Origin of the sequence: Actinoallomurus liliacearum (assembly GCF_039542035.1) — a bacterium.
In the GTDB taxonomy this organism is placed as follows: domain Bacteria; phylum Actinomycetota; class Actinomycetes; order Streptosporangiales; family Streptosporangiaceae; genus Actinoallomurus; species Actinoallomurus liliacearum.
The window spans coordinates 89,140-108,757 of record NZ_BAABHJ010000039.1; the positions used below are offsets into that span (position 1 = coordinate 89,140).

General features: G+C 69.5%; 19 protein-coding genes. 12 read left to right on the forward strand and 7 right to left on the reverse strand.

Annotation, left to right across the window (positions count from 1 at the left end; translation table 11 throughout):
* Positions 1-305: 305 nt before the first annotated feature.
* The 12 genes from ABD978_RS37885 (at position 306) to ABD978_RS37940 (ending at position 15,369) form a co-directional block, all read left to right on the forward strand.
* Positions 306-1,028, forward strand: a complete 723-nt coding sequence (locus tag ABD978_RS37885; protein ID WP_345365431.1) for a DUF6461 domain-containing protein — start codon at positions 306-308, stop codon at positions 1,026-1,028.
* Complete coding sequence (locus ABD978_RS37890) at positions 1,006-1,935, forward strand: WD40 repeat domain-containing protein (protein ID WP_345365433.1); 930 nt, start codon at positions 1,006-1,008, stop codon at positions 1,933-1,935. The genes ABD978_RS37885 and ABD978_RS37890 overlap by 23 nt, the downstream gene beginning before the upstream one ends.
* Positions 1,936-2,723: 788 nt before the next feature.
* Positions 2,724-3,734 (forward strand): sigma-70 RNA polymerase sigma factor region 4 domain-containing protein, encoded by a 1,011-nt coding sequence (locus ABD978_RS37895; protein WP_345365435.1) that lies wholly within the window; start codon positions 2,724-2,726, stop codon positions 3,732-3,734.
* 68 nt (positions 3,735-3,802) lie between these two features.
* Positions 3,803-4,099 (forward strand): pilin, encoded by a 297-nt coding sequence (locus ABD978_RS37900; protein WP_345365437.1) that lies wholly within the window; start codon positions 3,803-3,805, stop codon positions 4,097-4,099.
* A gap of 404 nt (positions 4,100-4,503) precedes the next feature.
* Positions 4,504-5,799, forward strand: a complete 1,296-nt coding sequence (locus ABD978_RS37905) for a TrbL/VirB6 family protein (RefSeq protein WP_345365439.1) — start codon at positions 4,504-4,506, stop codon at positions 5,797-5,799.
* Entirely contained in the window at positions 5,796-6,773 is a 978-nt protein-coding gene (locus ABD978_RS37910) for a PrgI family protein (RefSeq protein WP_345365441.1), read from the forward strand. The genes ABD978_RS37905 and ABD978_RS37910 overlap by 4 nt, the downstream gene beginning before the upstream one ends.
* Positions 6,770-8,608, forward strand: coding sequence for a VirB4 family type IV secretion system protein (locus ABD978_RS37915; protein WP_345365443.1), 1,839 nt, complete (start codon positions 6,770-6,772; stop codon positions 8,606-8,608). The genes ABD978_RS37910 and ABD978_RS37915 overlap by 4 nt, the downstream gene beginning before the upstream one ends.
* A complete protein-coding gene (locus ABD978_RS37920; RefSeq protein WP_345365445.1) occupies positions 8,605-11,136 on the forward strand; it encodes a type IV secretory system conjugative DNA transfer family protein in 2,532 nt (843 codons plus the stop codon). The genes ABD978_RS37915 and ABD978_RS37920 overlap by 4 nt, the downstream gene beginning before the upstream one ends.
* A gap of 47 nt (positions 11,137-11,183) precedes the next feature.
* Positions 11,184-12,071: a replication-relaxation family protein gene (locus ABD978_RS37925; RefSeq protein WP_345365447.1), complete on the forward strand. Its 888-nt coding sequence runs from the start codon at positions 11,184-11,186 to the stop codon at positions 12,069-12,071.
* Positions 12,068-12,673: a hypothetical protein gene (locus ABD978_RS37930; RefSeq protein WP_345365449.1), complete on the forward strand. Its 606-nt coding sequence runs from the start codon at positions 12,068-12,070 to the stop codon at positions 12,671-12,673. The genes ABD978_RS37925 and ABD978_RS37930 overlap by 4 nt, the downstream gene beginning before the upstream one ends.
* A complete protein-coding gene (locus ABD978_RS37935; RefSeq protein ID WP_345365451.1) occupies positions 12,670-13,764 on the forward strand; it encodes an NlpC/P60 family protein in 1,095 nt (364 codons plus the stop codon). The genes ABD978_RS37930 and ABD978_RS37935 overlap by 4 nt, the downstream gene beginning before the upstream one ends.
* A gap of 522 nt (positions 13,765-14,286) precedes the next feature.
* Entirely contained in the window at positions 14,287-15,369 is a 1,083-nt protein-coding gene (locus ABD978_RS37940) for a hypothetical protein (protein ID WP_345365453.1), read from the forward strand.
* Here the strand turns inward: ABD978_RS37940 and ABD978_RS37945 are convergent.
* The 7 genes from ABD978_RS37945 to ABD978_RS37975 all read right to left on the reverse strand — a co-directional run bounded on the left by ABD978_RS37945 (position 15,360) and on the right by ABD978_RS37975 (position 19,525).
* Positions 15,360-15,602, reverse strand: a complete 243-nt coding sequence (locus tag ABD978_RS37945) for a hypothetical protein (protein WP_345365455.1) — start codon at positions 15,600-15,602, stop codon at positions 15,360-15,362. The genes ABD978_RS37940 and ABD978_RS37945 overlap by 10 nt on opposite strands.
* 223 nt (positions 15,603-15,825) lie before the next feature.
* Positions 15,826-16,260 (reverse strand): hypothetical protein, encoded by a 435-nt coding sequence (locus tag ABD978_RS37950; protein WP_345365457.1) that lies wholly within the window; start codon positions 16,258-16,260, stop codon positions 15,826-15,828.
* Positions 16,261-16,687: 427 nt separating this feature from the next.
* Positions 16,688-17,044: an SPDY domain-containing protein gene (locus ABD978_RS37955; RefSeq protein ID WP_345365459.1), complete on the reverse strand. Its 357-nt coding sequence runs from the start codon at positions 17,042-17,044 to the stop codon at positions 16,688-16,690.
* Positions 17,045-17,471: 427 nt separating this feature from the next.
* Positions 17,472-17,837: a hypothetical protein gene (locus ABD978_RS37960; protein WP_345365461.1), complete on the reverse strand. Its 366-nt coding sequence runs from the start codon at positions 17,835-17,837 to the stop codon at positions 17,472-17,474.
* 242 nt (positions 17,838-18,079) lie between these two features.
* Positions 18,080-18,469, reverse strand: a complete 390-nt coding sequence (locus tag ABD978_RS37965) for a hypothetical protein (RefSeq protein WP_345365463.1) — start codon at positions 18,467-18,469, stop codon at positions 18,080-18,082.
* Positions 18,466-18,948, reverse strand: a complete 483-nt coding sequence (locus tag ABD978_RS37970; protein WP_345365465.1) for a hypothetical protein — start codon at positions 18,946-18,948, stop codon at positions 18,466-18,468. The genes ABD978_RS37965 and ABD978_RS37970 overlap by 4 nt, the downstream gene beginning before the upstream one ends.
* Positions 18,949-19,129: 181 nt before the next feature.
* Positions 19,130-19,525: a hypothetical protein gene (locus tag ABD978_RS37975; protein ID WP_345365467.1), complete on the reverse strand. Its 396-nt coding sequence runs from the start codon at positions 19,523-19,525 to the stop codon at positions 19,130-19,132.
* Positions 19,526-19,618: the final 93 nt, after the last annotated feature.

Consider the following 19,618-nt stretch of genomic DNA (forward strand, 5'->3'; position numbering starts at 1 on the left):
ATGACGAGTCCCCGCGGGCCTGCCCGCCAGCCGCGCCAGCCCTCCGGGCCCGCAAACCCCCCAACCGCCAAAGTGCGGTCACTCCTCGCGAACATCGATCACGCCCACGGCCACCAAGCGCGGTCAAAACCCACGAGCAAGTGCGGTCAGTTCCGGCAAACAAAATCAGGAGGGTGTGTTTCATGGGCGACTACCCAGGAACACGGCCGTCTCTGTCTGCCGGGTGGCCTCTTCCGGCAACCAGCGTTCCTTGAGAAGACGGCGGTCCTCGGGAATGTCGGCGACGCGTGGAAGCATCAGCCGCTATGACCGCTTCTGCCGCTGACTACGTCTGGTTCAACGACTATCGGCGCGGTTGGCTATCTGAGATGTACTGTCTCACCTTGATCAAGGACCTGACGCCCGTCGAGTTCCTGTCGCGGCTCGACGCCGACTTTCAAGGTGATTTCACGGGCATGGACGCCTTCGCCGCCCGGGATATGGAGTTTCAGGACAGTCAGGATCTGTATGGCGACTACATGCTCGTCGGTGCGGCGCCGGTCCTCGGTCCCGACGGGCCTTGGACGCTGGGCGTGGAGATCAACGGCACGGTCGGCACTGACGATCAGTTCATGGCTGTGGCCTCGGCCGGAACCCGGATCGTCTCCCACTACCGCAACGTCAACGCCCTCACCCTTTTCCGCTGGTGGGAGGACGGTGATCTGCGCACCTCTTTCGAATGGCCGCGCAGCCGGTCCGGCAGCACTCCCGACGCCCTCCTGTCCACCATGAGTCGCGTCGGGTACGACCTTGGTGCCGACGGACCGGACCCGGGTGTCTCAGGGAAGTTTGCCCTCGCTGAGGAACTCACCGGCGTCCGGATCACCGCCGATCTGCTGGACGATGCCACCTACACCGCCGGCATCGTCACGATGCCCGACCCGGAGTGGACCAGCATCATCATCGACATACCCGACGCCAACGGCGGTCGCATCTGTAAGAAGGTGACCAGGCAAGAGGTGGAAGATGCGACGCGTCATCATCCCTAAGACCGGGCCTGGGACTCCGGGGCCGCTGCTGCTCACCCGGTCGCCGCGCGGCCGGATGTTGCTGATGGCGAGACAGCCTGACGGCACGATCGGCTGCTGGGACGTCGCCTCCGGCGAAGAGCTATGGCGTGTCACCGATGATTCGATCAGCTTCAGCCTCACGGTGGTACGCCTGCCGCAGGGCCGGACGCTCCTGGCTTCGGGCGGAGAGGATGGCGTCTGCCGGTGGGATGCGCTGACCGGTGAACCGCTGCCGGGCAACCTGTGCCCGGACAGAACCATTTGGTCGGTGGCGTCCGGGACTGTGCACGATGGGAGATCGATCCTGGTGGGCGCCGGCCATGACCACCTGGTCTACCGCTGGGATGCCATGACCGGCGAACCGCTGGGAACACCTTTGAGCGGCCACGGCTTCTGCGTCAAATCCGTCGAGGTCATCACCCTCCCCGACGGGTCGACCATGATCGCCTCCGGTGGAGAGGACGCTGCTGTTCGGCGCTGGGAGGCGATCAGTGGAGCCCCATTTGGCGCACCGCTGAACGGTCATGAGGGGCAGGTTCTTTCCCTCGCCTCGGTCACCCTGGCGGACGGGCGGATCCTGCTCGCCAGCGCGGACAGCGACGGGGTCATCCGGCGCTGGGACGCCATCACTGGTGAACCGATCGGCCGGCCCATCCACACCGGCGCTTGGGCCTTTCAATTCGCCGTGATCATCGCGGCCGAAGGCCCCTGTCTCCTCGCCGCCGGCGGAGACCGGCTCATCCGCCGGATCGACCTACTGACCGGCGCTTTGATCGGTGACCCGATCCCTGGAGTCGGCGTCGCGGCCGCCCGCGCCCTTGACGGCAGCACGATGATCGCCACCAGCGCCTACTGCGGGGACATCACCGTGCAGCCTTTGCACTGATCCCCTGACGCCGCGAGCTGACCAAGCCAGGAATCCCGTCCACATCCTGCACTTTCACCGCGTGTCTACCTTCTAGAACTACGCAGACAGGCGTGGCCATAGTTACGTCGGGACTCATGTCCCGCAGCCCGACTAGCGCTCGCCCGAGCCAACAGCCCACCGTCCGGCCACATCGGGACGGAAGCCGCGCCAAGACGACTGTGGGCAGGGAGGCTTAGCGCGTGACTGGGCACGGCTCCACGGTCATCGGCGCGAACCGGGTGTTCCAACGGTCCGGACAACGGCGAGGCGGATCGCGTACGGCTCAGCCATGTGGCCTGACGAACCCGCGCATGCGCGCCGCGGAAGGCGGGCAAAAGCTCGATCCAGCCGGCGAGGCAACCGTCGCGGATTTATAGCCCTGAGAGCAGCCGCAACTCGCGGCTGATTCTCCTTAGCGCATGCCCCCGGGCCAGCGGCGTGCCGCTTTCAAGGAGGGCCAGGTAGAACGACGAGCCTGCTCCTGCCGCATCGGGGCGGGCATGGGGCGTAGGCACGTATTCGGACGCAGGCGAGCCGTAAGCGTTTCGTAGGCACACGTTCGTAGGCCCACCCGTCACCCCGCATGCCTAAGAAATGCCTAGACCTGCTGGCTGCATGAGAGCTCCCGAACCACTGCGGATCGAAGGAGCCTCACCATGGCCAGTCCTGATCACTCTCATCCGAACCAGCAGAACCCCGGTGCACATCAAGACGGCCCGCAGCGGCGTCGCCGGACACACCAGAGGCCGCCTTCTTCGCTGCAAACGGTGGCTTCGACGTTCTACCTGCTGACCGCCGGCCCCAACCCGATCGCCCTCGACGGCAGCGCCATCGGGCACGGGTTGCCGCGCCGACTGATCCCGCTGGGGGAGTTGCGGGCGATTTTGCTGCACCCGGCGACGGGTCGGGCGTGCCGGGACGCGGCCTGGCGGCACCTGATCGACCAGGCGCGGACCCAACGTCCGGCTTGGACGATCGCCGCCGCCGGCGTCGCCCTTCCGGCGTTGCGGAAGATGGCCACCGAGCTCGCCGAGGGCTACCGCGGCGATGCCGCCGACATCGACTCGGCCGTGCTGACCGGTTTCCTGGAGGGTCTGCGCCGTATCGAGGTCGACCGGCCGGGGGTGATCACCCGGTTGCGGTGGTGCGCCTACCGGGCCGGGATCACCGCCCGTTACACCCGCGACGGTCTCATGCCCATGCCGTCGCCGGTCGCGGAGTCGCAGCCGCCGCCCGCGCCGTGGGGGCACCCGGACCTGATCTTGTTCGACGCGGTCGCCAAGGGCGTGCTGTCGCCGCTGCAGGCCGAGCTGATCGGCCGCAGCCGACTCGAAGACCTCACACTCAAGGACGCCGCCGCCGAACTCGGCCTCGGCTACGAGGCCGCCTGCAAGACGCGGCAGCGCGGTGAGGCCCGGCTGGTCACCGCGATGAAGAACGGTGATGTCGAACATCGCCTGTCCGCTCACCGACCGAATCCCGGTCTTAACAAGGCGAGCGGAGGAAACCTCGAGCCGGGGCGGGTGCGGGGCCGATCCACCATCTCGGACGGCACACCCGACACGGATGGATCCGCCAAGGACCCCAACGAGAAAGGAGCCTTCTGCAAGGGTCCCGCACCCAGCCCCACCCCCACCGGTCCCCGCGACGACATCTCCACCCGGGGCGCACACCGCCGGCATCGCTCCGGTGACCGGCGCCGCTACCGGGGACCCCGGGCCTGCACCCGCCGTCCCGGAGACGGCCGAACCCGGCGACCCGACGGCGATGCGTCATGAACCGCCGATCCCGCCCCGCCCCTCGCGCGGCTGGCGTCGTCTTGGCCGCCGGGTGCGCGGTGGTGGTGATGACCGCGGCAGCGGTCATCACCACCACAGCCCCGGCCGCCGAGGCCGCCGCCTACGCGGTGGCCAAGGATCTGAACACGGTGATCGGCAACATCACCAAGTGGCTGGTGGGGATGCTGGTCGCCCTGGCCACGTTGTTCTTGACGATCGGTGGAGTCCGGTACCTGCTGGCCGGTGGTGACCCCGGTGAGGTCGCCAAGGCCAAGGACACCCTGAAGTACGCCGCGATCGGTTACGGCGTCGCTGTGCTGGCCCCGGTGCTGGTGCAGATCCTCAAAGGCTTCGTCGGGGCGTGAGCGGAATGCGAATGCCCCTGCCAACCTGGATCAAGGCCCTGCTGCTGCTGGTGGCTGCTGCCGGGCTGGCCGCCACCGTGGTCACCGGAAATACCGGTGCTGCGCACGCCCAACCGCTTACGGGTGTGCGCCCGGCGGTGGCCACTCCGCCGCCGACCCCCTCACCACCGTCGGCACCTTCCTCGGCGCCGCGCACGGCGCCGGCCGAGTCTGGTCCGACCACCGCTCCTCCGACTGCTCCACCGCCGACCTCTTCGACATCCGCGCCGGCGCCCGGTCAGAGCCCGTCGACGGGACCGGCAGGTAACGGGTCGGGTGGGTGCGGGTTCTTCGACCTGGGGTGTGAGTTCGGTCAGGCGGTCAACGGGTTCTTCCGTGGCCTGGTCTCCTACGCCCTCAATCCGGTGTTCCGGTTCTTGGCCCGCTCGGTGCTGTCCACGCCCCGCGTCGACCAGATGGACCGGGTTCACAGCCTGTGGGAGACCTCGGCGTGGATCGCCAACACCAGTTTCGTCCTCCTGGTGATCCTCGGCGGCTTGTTCATCATGGGTCACCAGACCCTGCAGACGTCCTTCACCGCCAAGGATCTCGGTCCGCGTCTGGTGGTCGCGATCGTCGCGGCGAACATGAACCTGCCGCTGATCGGGCAGGCCATCGAGTTCGCCAACGCGCTGTCTCAGACGTTCATGGGGCACGGCGTCGATGAGGCCCAGGCGGCCAACACGCTCAAGGGCCTGATCCTGCACGCCCTGACGGACGCCACCGACCCGTTCACCGGCCTGCTGGCGTTGGTCGCTGTGATCGCCGGTCTGGTGGTGCTGTTCACCTTCGCGATCCGGGTCATGCTGCTGGTGCTGCTGACCGCCGCCGCGCCGCTCGCCCTGGCCTGCCACGCCCTCCCGCAGGCTGAGGGGCTGGCCCAGATGTGGTGGCGCGCCATCGCGGGGGTGCTGGCGATCCAGGTCGCCCAGGCCCTGGTGCTGGCCACCGCGCTGCGGGTGTTCTTCACCTCCGACCAAACCGACCTGTTCGGCGCCCGGTCCGGCAGAGGTACGTTCGACCTGATCTTGGTGATCTGCCTGCTGTACATCCTGGCGCGGATCCCGTTCTGGGTCTCCCAGATGATCTTCCGCGGTGGGATGGGCCGCAGCCCCATCGTCCGGGCTGCCCGCACGATCGCAGCGCTTTTGATCTTCCGCAATGTGGGTGCGCTCAAGGCCGGCCGCGCGGCTGGCGGACCGCGTCGGCCGCCGAGGCTGCCCCCGTCCCCACCGGCACTGCCTCCGCCTGCGCCGCCGTCGAATCCGCCGACGTGGGTGCAGCCGCAGCTGCCGTTCCCGCCCTCACCACCGGCCGGCGGGACGCAGTTGCAGCTGCCGATCACGCCACCACCCCAGCCCGTCACGCCCTCGCCGGGGTGGACGCAGCTTCGGCTGCCCGCCACCTCGGGCAGGCCATCGCGCTGGCAGCAGACCTCGCTGCCGATCCGTCCCCGCTACACCCAGACCCGGCTGCCCGCCCCACCCGCGCGGGGCCATGCCCAGCCGGAACTGCCCCTGCGTTTCCCGCCGCCGGGCAGCCCGCAGGCTGGCCGTTCGCCGCGCCGGCTCGCCGATACCGCGGCGCTGCGCGACGCCGAGGCCCGCGCCCGCGGCGGCACGACCACCCCGTCTTCGACCACCCCATGGAGGAACCGATGAGCACGCCGTATTCGGTGACGATCCCGGCCGACATCGAAAAGCCCGACCGGGTGCTGGCGAACTTCACCGCCCGCCAGCTCGCCATCCTCACCCCCGCCGTCGCCGGCGTGTGGGCCCTGTACCTGGGCACCGCGAACGTCCTGCCGTTGCCCGTCTTCGTCGTGCTCGCCGTGGTGATCCTCGGGGCGGCGGCGGCGCTCGCGCTGGTCGAACGCGACGGCATTCCCCTGGACCGCCTCCTGGCCTATGCGGTCAGGCAGGCCGGCCAGCCGCGCCGCCTCGTCATCGCCCCCGACGGGGTCCCCGCGCTGCCCGCCTGGGCCACCGCCCCAGACCAAGCGTCGCCGTTTCCGGCACCGCTGCGGTTGCCGGCCCGCGCGATCCGCACCGATGGAGCCATCAGCCTCGGTGGTGAGGGTGTCGCGGTCATCATCGCCTGCACTACCGTCAGCTTCGCCCTGCGCACTCCCGGCGAACAGGCCGCCCTGGTCGGCGCGTTCGGAGGCTGGCTGAACTCCCTCACCGGCCCGGCCCAGATCCTGGTCCGCGCCCAGCCGGTCAACCTGACTCCCGCGATCAGCCTGCTGCGGGAGCGCGCTGCCGGGCTGCCTCACCCGGCGCTGGAGGCTGCCGCCCGCGACCACGCCGGCTTCCTCACCGAGCTGGCCACCACCCGCGAACTGCTGGACCGCCAGGTCCTCATCGTGCTCCGCGAACCCTACGGTCCCACCGAGACCGGCTCGAGTGGGCGGGGGAGACACGACGCCGACGGAGCAGCCCAGCGTGTCCTCCGGCGGGCCGAGCAGACCACACGGGCGCTGGCCGCCGCCGGGATCAACGCCTACCTCCTGGACGGCGCCCAGACCGCCGCCGTGCTCGCGGCAGTGGCCGACCCGACCGCCCCACCCATGGACTTCGGCCAGGCCGCCCCCGAGGCGCCCATCACCACGACGACTGCCGGGGGCACGCGATGAGCGCACGACGCCTGCCCTGGACCCGCACTCGCACTGACGCCGAACCTACGGTGGCGTCACCGATCGGGCCGCCGGGCGTCGCGGTGCAGCCGCGCCGCCTGGACCTGGGGGAGGGGATGTGCGCGTCGCTGGTGGTGACGGGGTATCCGCGGGAGGTCGGCCTCGGCTGGCTCGAGCCGCTGCTGACCTACCCGGGCCGTTTGGACGTCGCCGTGCATGTCGAGCCGATCCCGCCTCAGCTGGCCGCGACCCGGCTGCGTCGCCAGCTCGCCCGCCTTGAGGCAGGTGCCCGATCGGACTTCGAGCACGGCCGGCTGGTCGACTTCGGTGCTGACACCGCCGCCGGTGACGCCCAGGACCTGGCCGCCCGCCTGGCCCGCAGTGAAGTGCGGCTGTTCCGCGTCGGTCTGACCCTCACCATCCACGCCCACACTCCAGAGCAGCTCGACGATGAGATCGCCCGGGTCCGGGCCCTGGCCGCGGGTCTGCTCATCGATGCCAAACCTGCCACGTTCCGGTCGCTGCAGGGCTGGATCACCACCCTGCCGCTCGGCGTCGACCTGCTCGACGTCAAGCGCACGTTCGACACCAGTGCGCTGGCGGCGGCGTTCCCGTTCACCTCACCGGACCTGCACGCCGACCTCGGCGAGCACGCCGTCCTGTACGGGGTGAACGCTGCCTCGTCCTCGCTGGTGATGTGGGACCGGTTCACCTGCGACAACCACAACTCCGTCATCCTGGCCCGGTCGGGGGCGGGCAAGTCCTACCTGGCCAAGCTCGACATCCTGCGGTCGCTGTTCACCGGCGTTGAGGTCTGCGTCATCGACCCGGAAAACGAATACGAACGCCTCGCCCACGCGGTCGGCGGCGCACACCTCGCCCTCGGCGCCGAAGGCGTCCGACTGAACCCGTTCGACCTGCCACCCGGCGCGCACCGCAGCAGCACAGATGCGTTGACACGCCGGGCGTTGTTCATCCACACCTTCATCTCCGTCCTGCTGGAAACCCCGCTCACTCCCGCCGACCGTGCGGCGCTGGACCGGGCGATCGTCGCGGCCTACCACAGCGCGGGGCTGACCGCCGACCCGCGCACCTGGACCCGCCAGCCCCCGGTCCTGGCCGACCTCGCCCACACCCTCCAGACCGACGGTGACCCGGCGGCCAATGAGCTGGCCGCCCGGCTGGCCCCGTACGTGACCGGGACCTGGCGACAGCTGTTCGACGGCCCCACCACCACCCGCCCCGACTCCCACCTCATCGTCTTCTCCCTGCGCGACCTGCCTGAGGAGCTCAAGACCGTCGGTACCCTCCTCACCCTCGATGCCGTCTGGCGCCGTGTCACCGACCCCACCATGCGTAAGCCCCGCCTGGTGGTGGTCGACGAAGGCTGGCTGTTGATGCGCCAGCCCGAAGGCGCCCGCTTCTTGTTCCGCATGGCCAAAGCCAGCCGCAAACACTGGGCCGGCCTGTCCGTCATCACCCAGGACGCCGCCGACGTCCTGGGCTCCGACCTCGGCCAGGCCGTCGTCGCCAACGCCGCCACCCAGATCTTGTTGCGCCAAGCCCCTCAGGCCCTGGACCAGATCACCGAGGCGTTCCACCTCACCGACGGCGAACGCCAACTGCTGGCCTCAGCCCACCGCGGCCAGGGACTACTGGCCGCCGGCTCCGACCGAGTCGCCTTCGAGGTGGTGGCCAGCCCCGCCGAACACGCCCTGGCCACCACCGACCCCAAGTTCCTCGCCGAACTCGACCAGCAGCCCACCGGCGGCTTCACCGGCTCGCCCAGGCGCGGACCGTACGCGCTGCCTGATGAGGAGGACGACGACCTATGAACACCCCGCGCGTCCTCGGCGGACACCTCCAGGCACCCGAAGCCGTTCCAGCTGACCTGCGCGGCGACTCGCCGCTCGGGCAGCTACTTACCGACCCGCTCGGCACGCTCTCCCGATTGGGGCAGCAGGCCGGCCACCTCCTGATCTCTCATCTGCCGGTCGCGGCTCCGGCTGCGATGGGTGCGGTCATCTTGATCGTCGTCGCCCGCCTTCTGCTGAGCCGGTGGCGGCACCGTCTGCTCCTCGACGGCGCGCAGCTGGTGCAGGTGCGGGTGCCGCCCCAGGTCGATGCCTCCGCGGCTGCGACGTTCTGGGCGAACCTGATCGGGCTGTTGCGCCCCCGCTGGCGGCGCTGGGTCTTCGGGCAGCCGCATGTCGCGTTCGAGTTCCGGTGGGACGGCCCTGAACTCGGCATCCAGGTGTGGGTGCCCGGTTCGGTCCCGGCCGTGCTGGTCGCCCGCGCTATCGAGGCGGCCTGGCCGGCCGCCCGCACCACCATCACCACCCCCACCGACCTCATCCCCACGGGCGCCGTCGCGACCGGTGGGACGCTCCGGCTTGCGCGACCCGACCACCACCCCATCGCCACCGGCCACAAAGACGACCCGATCCGGGCCCTGCTGGGTGCCGCCACCGGCATCACGGTCGGGCAGCGTGCGGTGGTGCAGGTGCTGGCCCGCCCCATCACGGGTCGGCGTCTGGCCCGCGCGCACCGCGCCGCCGCGCGCCTGCGCGGCACCACCCAGCCGACATTGACCGGACGGCTCCTCGACCTGCTCACCCCCGGCCCACCTGCTCGACCGGCCCGGCCGGGCACTATCGCGGCGGCGCATCCCGAACGCGCCGGAGAGATCAAGGCGATCCTCGACAAGGCCGCCCAGCCACGCTTCGCCGTCACCATCCGATACGCCGCAGCCACCACCCACACCGACGATGTCCAGGCGGCCCGGGGATGGGCACGCGGCCGGGCACACGCGCTCGCTTCGGCGTTCGCGGTCTTCGCCGGCCGCAACTACTTCGACCGGCACCGCCTCCACCACCCCGCCCAGGCACTGAACCAGCGGCGGCTGGGCTGGGGGGACCTGCTGTCGGTCGCCGAACTCGCCGCGATCGCGCACCTGCCGCATGACCCCGCGGTGCCCGGCCTGTCTAGGGCCGGCGCGAACTCAGTTCCCCCGCCACCGGTCGTGCCGGCGGGCGGGAAGGGCTGCAAACCGCTCGGGGACGCCGACGCCGGACCCGTCCGCCCCATCGCGCTGTGCGTCGCCGACGCGCGCCAGCACCTGCACGTCCTGGGGGCGACCGGGGCGGGCAAGTCCACGCTGATCGCCCAGATGATTCTCGCCGACGCCCGCGCGGGGCGAGCGGCGGTGGTGATCGATCCTCGCGGGGACCTGATCAACGATCTGCTCGATCGGCTTCCCGAGCAGGTCGCCGACCGGGTCTGGCTGATCGACCCCGACACCACCCCACCCCCCGCCCTCGGAGTCCTCGCCGGGAAGGACGCGAACCTGGCCTCGGACAACCTGGTCGGGATCTTCGCCCGGATCTTCGCCGACTCCTGGGGGCCACGCACCGACGACATCCTCCGCTCCGCCGTCCTGACCCTCCAGCAGACCCCCGGCGCGACCCTGGCCGACATCCCCCGGCTACTGACCGAGGACGCCTACCGGATCGGTGCCACCGGCCGCCTGCGCGATGAGGTCCTCGCCGGTTTCTGGGCCTGGTACACCGGCCTGTCACCCGAGGCGCGCGCGGCGGCGATCGGGCCGGTGATGAACAAACTCCGCCACTTCCTGCTCCGACCCTTCGTCCGCGCCGTGGTCGGCGCCCATGGCCCCGGCCTCGACACCGACCGTCTCCTCAATACCGGCGGAATCCTCCTCGTGCGGGTCCCCAAGGGCATGCTCGGGGACGACACCGCCCGGCTCCTGGGCTCCTTCGTGATCGCCAAAGTCTGGGAAGCCACCACCCGCCGCGCCCGCCAACCCGAAGCAACCCGCCGGGATGCCGCCTTGTATGTGGACGAGGCGCACAGCTTCCTCAACCTGCCTCACGGGCTCGAGGAGATGCTCGCCGAAGCCCGCGCTCACCGGCTGTCCATAGTCCTAGCGCACCAGAACCTGGCCCAGTTCCCCGCCGGGATGCGCGAAGCGGTCGCCGCCAACGCCCGCAACAAAATCATCTTCTCGATCTCCGCGCACGACGCCCGCCAACTCGCCACCGTCACCGCACCGAACCTCACGGCCCATGATCTGGCGAACCTGGCCGCCTACCAGGCCGCCGCCCGCCTCATCGTCAACAACACCGAAACACCCGCGTTCACCTTCACCACCCGGCCCCTGCCCGAGCCGGCACCCGGCCGCGCCGACCTACTGCGCCGGGCCGCGCGCGCCAACGCCGAAACCACGCGCCGCCCACCGCCGCGATCCGACCCGCGTCACGACGGCGCCCACCATCCGGAACTCAGCGAGCCCGGCGCGCAGCCGAGTGAAGACGAGCCTCCCGCGGCGCGACCACCCGCCTAACCCCGTCACACCACCAGCCCGAACCCGTCACGACAGGAGGAATCCTCATGCCCACGCCCGCTGCCAAACGTGCCCCGACCTACGTCGGTTCCGGCACCGCACGCATCCCGGCCCGGCCGCCGATGAGCCCGGACCTGGTCGCGGCCCTGGCGAATCGGCTACGGCCAAGAGACCGGTGGCTGCTGGAGATCCTGCACGAACACCGCGTGCTGACCACCCGCCAGATCCAGCAGCTCGCGTTCCCGTCCATCAGCACCACCACCCACCGCCTCCTCAAGCTGTGGCGACTGCGCGCACTGGAACGGTTCCGCCCGGCGATGGAGGTCGGGTCCTCGCCCATGCACTACGTCCTGGGCCCCGCCGGTGCCGCGATCCTGGCGCAGCGCCGGGACAAGACCGTCGCCCAGCTCGGCTACCGCCTCGACCGGGCCCTGGCGATTGCCCACTCGGACAAGCTCACCCACCTGGTCGGTGCCAATGGCCTGTTCACCGCCCTGGCCGCCCACGCCCGCACCCATTCCGGCACCGAACTGGTGATCTGGTGGTCCGAACGACGCTGCCAGAAGGTGTGGGGGCGATACGCCCGGCCCGACGGATACGGCCGCTGGCGCGAACACCACCGGGAAGCGGACTTCTTCATCGAGTACGACACCGGAACCGAACCGCTACACCGCCTCGACACCAAGATCAGCGACTACGCCACGCTGGCCGAGACGACCGGTATCAGCGACACACCGGTCCTGTTCGTCCTGCCCAACCCCGCCCGCGAACAGCACCTGCACGACCGCATCACCACCCACAGGCCCCTGATCGCCACCACAACCCTCGAGGTGCTCGACGCCGCCGGGGGACCGGCCGGTGCCACCTGGCGGCCCATCGGCGCGCAATCCCGGCGGCGGCTCATCGACCTCCATTCCGCCGGGGGCGAGCGATGAACCGCGGACTTCTCCTGGCCGGCGCCGCCGCACTCGTACTCGTGCTGGTCTGCCTGACCTGGTCCACCCGCCGCACCGCACGACCCGCCCACCCCGCACGGCCCTCGCGCGCACCGGCTGCGGGCGCGCCGGTATCGCGGCCGATCCGTACGGCGGCCGACGCTGGTCGACTGCTGCCGTTTCCACCAGAACAACTCGCCCGCAGCGCGCAGCTCGCGCAGACGTTCACCGCCGCCTACAGCACCCACCGCTACAGCGAACCGACCGCCGAGTACCTCCAGCGGCTCGCATCGATGATGAGTCCCTCGCTGCACGTCGTCATCGAACGCACCGCGAACGACCCGGCTGTCGTAGTGGAGCGGCAGCGCATCCAGGAGGTCTGCGTCGGCGAGGTCCGAGCCGAAACGATCCGTGAACTGGGGCCCGCCTCGGTCACCTTCGTGGTCACTGCGACCGAGCACATCACGACTGCATACGCCGCCCGGCAGGACACCGTCCGCTACGCCATCACCCTCGTCCCCACCACCGGTGGTGGCTGGAAGGTGTATGACATCGAACTCGCCGCCATCGGGCAGGCCGGCGACTCAGGCGGCATCCCATGACCGCCGCATCGCCCAGGTGTGAGGCTAAGGACACCGGGTCGGCGCAGGCCACCCTCCTGCTGGTCGTTGCGGCGCTACTGGGCCTACCCGTGCTTCTCGGCGCGCCCTTACTCAGCCATCACGCCGGCACGCTCACCGCCTGCGAGCAACAAACCGCCCCACAACCCGGCGTCGCATCCGCCGCCCAAGGCGACATCCCGGCGCAGTACCTGGCCCTCTACCGGGCTGCAGGGCAGCGCTACGGGATCCCGTGGACTCTGCTCGCTGCCATCGGCAAGACCGAGTCCGACCACGGTCGCGACCACAGCCGCGGTGTCCACTGGGGCGCGAACTCGGCGGGAGCGGCCGGGCCCATGCAGATCGGCATCGGCGGCCGGGCCGGTAATAACTGGGGCGGTACACCCCGCCACCTGGCCAGCCAGCGCGCCGGCGGCGTCGCCGTCGACGGCGACGGAGACGGCTGGGCCGACGTGCACCATCCCGCCGATGCCATCCCTGGTGCCGCCCGGTTCTTGCTTGCTCACGGCGCACCCGCCCGCCTGGCCCGGGCGGTGTTCGCCTACAACCCCGACCCGGCCTACGTCCGCCACGTCATGGCCCAAGCGGCCCGCTACGCCACCGCCGACAGCCCCGCCATCACCGATCCGGGCTCGGACCCCCACACGTGTCCCGGGGACGTGGACGCGTTCACCGGCGCGCCCGGCGGCGTGCTCGGGACCGTCATCGCCTACGCCCGCGCCCAGATCGGCAAACCGTACGTCTACGGTGGCACCGGCCCGGACGGGTTCGACTGCTCGGGGCTGGCGATGATGGCCTACCGCGCCGCCCACATCACCATCCCCCGCCTGTCCGATGACCAGTATTGGTTCGGCAAGCAGATACCCGCAGGAACCGAGCAGCCAGGCGACCTGGTCTTCTTCGACTACAAACCCGGCCACACCGGCCCTGGCCACGTCGGCATCGTCTACAAGCCCGCCACTGGCATGATGATCGTCGCCCCTCACACCGGCGCCCGCGTGAGACTGCAGTCGTATAAGACCTACCCCGGAGGAGTCGTCGGATTCACCCGTCCCGCCGCACGCGACCTGTAGGTTCTCAAAAGGCATGGCCAATTCTCAAATAAGTTGTCCATGACTTGTCTTTTTGGCCATCTCGGTGAGACGCCGTCGGCGTGCCGTCTTGGGCTGGTATGTCCCTTGAGGTCATGATCGCCGGGGTGGCTTCCTGTCTTGAACAGCGGGCGCAGCGGGTTCGGGTGCGATACCGCGCTGGCGGTGGCGACTTCGCGGACACCATGCTGGATCGGGTGTTCGTGGCGGAGGTGGCTGGTGGCCTGCCGGTGCGAGAGTTCCGCTGGCACCAGGGGCGCCGTCACTAATCGGGCTGGTACTGGTCGTTCACGGTGGAACGGCTGGTCGCCTATGAGAGCCGGCCGGAGCTTGCCTGGTTGTTGCTGGCCGATTTCGATCCGGCGGTCGTCGCGATCACCGCAAGGGGACGGCGATCGATGCACGCGCGAACCGGGGCCCAGGGAGGGCCCGGCGCGGAAAGGCTCCGGTTCTGCAGCCCAAGAGTCCTTCCGGTTCCTCGGTCGGTGGAGGATGATTTCCGTCGTGGAGTCGGTCGCGTCTGCGGGGTCATGGGTCCGGCGCCTGGCGTTGTGGCCGGGGGAAGGCTTGCTTTACCGGCGCTTCGGCTGGTTCTCCGGGGGTCTGCTCGTCCTCTTAGGGTTGAATGAACTGAGTCTTTGGGGCGGCGATGTCCGGCGATGGGACTGGCTTTTCGTCACCGGCATTCTCGCCTTTTTGATGGCGCTTCGCCCCTCGCTGGCGCTGCCGGACAAGATGCATGAGACATTGGACCGGCTCGGGACCGGAAAGGTGCTGTCCGGTCCCGAGGACCTCCAAGCCTTTGAGCGGAACCTGCATCGGTCGAGCCGGTGGGCGGCGCTTGTCGGCGGTGCTGTCACAGTGCCTGTCATCGCGGTCGCCTGGATCGCGGCGCGCGGGCTGGTCGGTCGTTACCTGGGCACCATGACGGCGGAGGTGGTCGCGGCGGTGCCGGTCGGGCTGTGCTTCGGCCGTACGGTTGGCTATGGCCTCCTCGGCAGGCGGTTGACGCGGTCGCGGTTCACCGTCACCGTCGACCCCGAACACCTCGACGGCGCTACCGGCCTGCGCCCGGTCGGAGACTTTTACTTCTTCCAGGCCATGCTGCTCGCCGTTCCAGCGGTTTTCCTGGGAGCCTGGTGGGTCGCCATCCCCTTTTACGGTGAACGGTACGAGGGTTGGCGAGACGCCTATGTGGCCCTCCTAGCAATCGTACTCGTCTGCGAACTACTCGCCTTCCTCTTGCCGCTATGGTCCTTCCATATCGTCATGAAGGAAGAAAAGCGACGGCTCCTCGCCGAGGCGGACGAGATCGGCCACCAGGCGCTGGAGGTTCAGCGGCAGCTTCGCTCCGAACCGAAGGAGACCCAACTCAAGCACCTCGAAGACCGACTCGCCCGCCTCACCCGCCGGTACCAAGCCATCGAGAAGATGCCGACGTGGCCGGTTAGCACACGCGTCCGACGCCGGCTCGCGCTGAACAACGTCATCCTCCTCACCCCGGTGGTCGCCCAGATTCTCGGCGCACCAGACTCTCTCCAACACCTCCTGGACGCGCTCCAAAAGGTCATCACCGGTCACGCCTGAACGACCACGACTACGCGAGCACGCCGACAGGCCTCGGCGAACCGCTCCACCCCGCGGTCTTGGCCGGTGCCGCGCGGCCGTCGTGGTGGCGGTCGCCGCTGTGCCTTGGCGTGGGTAAGACGGGAGTCGGTGCCGATCTTGATGATCAGCCCGAATGCCAAGCGGTCGATGACGGCGGCGCAGAGCCGAGAGCGGTGAAGATACGGGTCCAGCGTGAGAAGGAAGCCGTCCATCCTGAGATGCCGCAAAGCACAAGACCCTCCGGCCCCCAACCCCGGCCACTATCCGAGGAAAGGACAGATCGACGAGAAGAATCCCGTGGACAGATCGCTGAGGCACCGAAGAATGCCCTGGTAAACGGCACTCCTTGGGACAAGAAGAACGAGAAGCTACACGACCGGTGAGAGTCGGCGGCCGTCACCTGATGCGAGGCCGAGAACCAACGGCTTGTCGCAGTTAGTCAGAGCTGTTCGGCCTAGTGGTTGCCGTGGTGCCGCCATCAGGATCGGACTCGTTATCGCCGCCGGTCAAGCGCCATCGCCAAAGGACGCCTGGACCCGATGACCACGGGTCCTTCCACCGGATCGCGACGCCCTCCTGTTGCAAGCTTCGCAGGATCTTGGTGCCAGTCGCGTACGCGACACCGGCGCCGCGTATCAGCTCCAGAGTGGTCGCGCCGGGGTGGGCTCGCAGGACAGCCAGGATCGCGGCCCGCCGGGAATCTTGACCGTCCACCGGGGGTACCCATCCCGGCGGCAGAGCGCGCGGCACTCGGATGTCGATTCCAAGGAGTCGTCGTAGAGTCTGAGCGGTGTCCTCCCGGGGTTTGGCCTGCTGTTGCAAGTAGCCGACGAGGTCCTCATCGATCTCGATGCTGATCATGCGGATCACCGAATGCGCTCCTTGCTCCCCGCGGCCAGGCCCCGTGGTCTGGTGTCGGCGTAGACCCGGATCGTGACGTACCTCGATCCGCCGACACCAGTCGGCCAGGCGTCCGCTGGCGGGGCGGCACGCCACCGGACCGCACCGGATGTGATGGGCGGGGAGCGGCGATGGCGACCGCACCGCGTGGCAGCGGCGCGGCGCGGAACCGGCGGGCGAGAAGTTGGGCGTCCAGGTCAGGGCGGTGGAGGGAGGCCGCTGGGTTCGATGCGGTCGGTGACGGTGGTCCACCAGGTTTACGGGTGTTCGTTTGTTTCATGATGTCGGCGACAGCTACGGCGAGGCCGTGGCCGCCCTCGTTGGGTCAGGCGCAACGTCCCAGCGCGCCGGGATGGGCCGGGATCGTCTGGAACGTTGCGCCTGGCCGCTGATATCCCTAGACGTCTTCGAGCACGATCGGGGACGAATCCTCGTCGTGCTCGCGTTCGAGAGGTTCGGGTTTGATCAGGTCGGCCAGGAACGCGGCGATGAACTCGGCCGGGGTGTCGTCGGTGAAGGTGGCCTCCCACTCGATGTCGTGCAGGTCACCGTAGGCGCGGATGACCCACAGCGGCGCCTCGGGGGCGAAATGGTTGTGCTCGGGCAAGAACGCCAGGACGACCCGGCGGTCCGGCGGGAACGCGTAGGCGTTCGCCTTGCCGTCCGACGTGACGGTCCATCCGGCGGCCCGCACCAATTCCAGTGCGGTCCCGGGCAGCCCGGGCCCGGCCAGCGGACGTGATACCAGCGCCATGGCACATCTCCTTCCACGTAGCGGCATGGACACCGATCGCCAACCGGCCCCCCGGCGGACCCGGCGGCGTAGTGACGATCGCGTCGATCCAGGCTCGACTCCCCAACGGACGTCAAGGCCCGGCCACATGTCCCGATCGGCAGCCCCCGGAGCGCACGAAACAGCACCTCAGGGGGCAAGCAGCGAATCGGCCGAGACCAGTTCGGCGAGCGTGGCTGCTATGCCACCAACCGGGGCGGTAGCACCTACGTGCGGGCGAGTGTGGTCGGCCCTTCGGCCGGCGAGCCTGCCGTAGACGAGGAGTTAGGAGTGCTCCGGTCGTGGTCTGGTGCGGCGGGACCGGCGTTGCCGAGGAGCGAGACGGCGCTGCCCTGGGCGGTGGTCACATCGGCCTGGAGCTGGAGATGGCGTGTTAGATCGGTGAAGGTCAATCCCGGCGTGGCTGAGAAGTGTGGTCATACTCGGCGGTCCACCATCGGTAACCGGTTCTGCCGGGGCCATCGCCCCCAGTTCGGTTGCTGGCTGTACGGGTGGCTACCCCCTTGTCGGCGAGCGCGGCAAGGGCTTGGGCTGCGGTGGAGTAGCCGACCCCTGCCGCGTGGGCAAGTTCGGCGACGGTTACGCCGGGGTTCGCCCGCAGGGCCGCCTGCAACGCGCGGGCGGCATACGGCCTGGACGGGGTCTCGTCCATGCCCAGGACCCGCCGAACGATCTGGTTGGGGTTATCGCCGGGGCGGGCGTGCCGTTGGAGCCAGGCCATGACTTCATCGTCGATACGGATGGTTCGGCTCATCGGTGTGTATCCCTTCTTGCGGCAGCGGCCGGGTGCACCACAGGCGTTTATCTGTTCCGGCATGAACCGTTATGGCGTAGGCCAGCGCGAGCGGTCGGCCTGCTTTTTGTCGCGGTGTCGCGTGGACCGAGTGGACGTCCGCCGAGTTGCTGGTGACCAAGACTCGGGGTGGCGGGCCGGGCTCCAGCAGCCCCCTCATGTGCTGGTGCCCGGCCCATCCCCGGTTTGTGACCGGTGCGGTTTCACCCGGCGATGGCGTGCAGGGCGGTGGTGTAGACGTCCGCCAGGTTCTGCTGAACAGCGTGAAAGCCACATGGGACGTCGGTTCCGAGGTGGCCGGGGTCCTGCGCGCAGCATCCGCCGTTCAGACGCCGGTAGTGGGCGGCGTCTCTTAGCGCGGCGGTGATGACGAGCAGATGGGTGATCAGTGGTCCGGTCGCCGCCGCGAATCTGGTGGAGGTGGTGACGACTTCGGAGGTGAGGTGTTCGATGACCGCCTGGCCGGCTTCCAGGCCGCGGGCCGAGGCGAGGCGTTCGATTGCATCGGTCAAGGCGCGGTGGTGGTTTGCTATCTGTTCGGCGCGTGCGGGCTCGCCGAGGAAAAGCCAGATCAGGTCCGGTGCGGTGGTCACATTGACCTCCGAGGGTTGATCGTGGGGTAGGCGCGGGTAGGCGGGGCGGCCGGTCCAGTGGCAGGCGGCGGGGCGGCAGGCCCGGTGGCGGGTGTGGTGGGTCCGGCCGGGGGGAGCGGGACGATTTCCAGGGCTTGGGTGTCGTGGTAGAAGTGCCGGGCCGCCTCGAGGTTGGCGATGGCCTGGGCGTCGGTGAAGGGGCACTCGCTGCGCGGGATGACGTTTTCGAGTAGGAGACGGTGTGCGGCCTGGCGGGTGCGGACCAGCGCGGTGATGGCGTCGGTGTGGGCGTGTTCGATGTGGTTGGTGAGGGTGGTCCACCAGCGGGCGTAGGCCTGCAGGTGCGCGACCTCGGCGATGGCCGGGCCGAGGTCGGGTGCGGCGATGCGCAGTTGACCGATGAGGCGGTTGCATGCCTCGTCGGCGGCGTCTTTGGCGTTGTCGCGCAAGGTGAACAGATGCTGGGCGAAAGGCTGCATTGCTTCTCTCCTTGGTGGTGGATGGTGCTGGGCCCGCACCGGAGACCGGGCGGGGGCGGGAGCGTGGCGTGTCTCGATGCGCCGACACAAGTCGATCCGGAGATCCCCGGTGCCGCCGGTACGGCATCCGGGTAGCGGACGGGTGCCGCACCGGGGGTTGCGCGCGCCGGGCGGGTGGTGGTCACCCGGCGGGCGTGGTGGGGGCCGAGCCGGTGACGGTGGCCGGGCCGATCGCGGTGGTGTCGTTGTAGAACAGGCGGGCGGCGTCGGTTCGGGCGACAGCTTGGGCGTGCTGGTACGCCGAGGCGCCCGGGCCAGGGGCTTGCAGCGCGGCGCGATAGGCGGCCTCGCGTACCCGGGCCAGGGCGGTGACGGGGTCAAGGCCGCCGTGTTCGATGTGGTCGGTCACGCTCATCCACCAGCTGGCGTAGGACTGGTGGACGGCGACGTCGGCGACGGCTGCGGCGAGGTCATCGTCGGCCTCCTCGAGGAGGCGGATCAGGCGGCCACGTTTGTTCCCGGCGGCTTCCAGTGCTTCGTCGCGGAGGTGGAACACGTATTCAGCGAACTCGTTCATCGGTGGCTCCTGTGTGTTCGCGGCCCACCGTCCGGGCCGGGCGGTTGCCGGTGGCGGTGATGCCGTGACCCATGTGGGGGCGGCGTGCTGGCG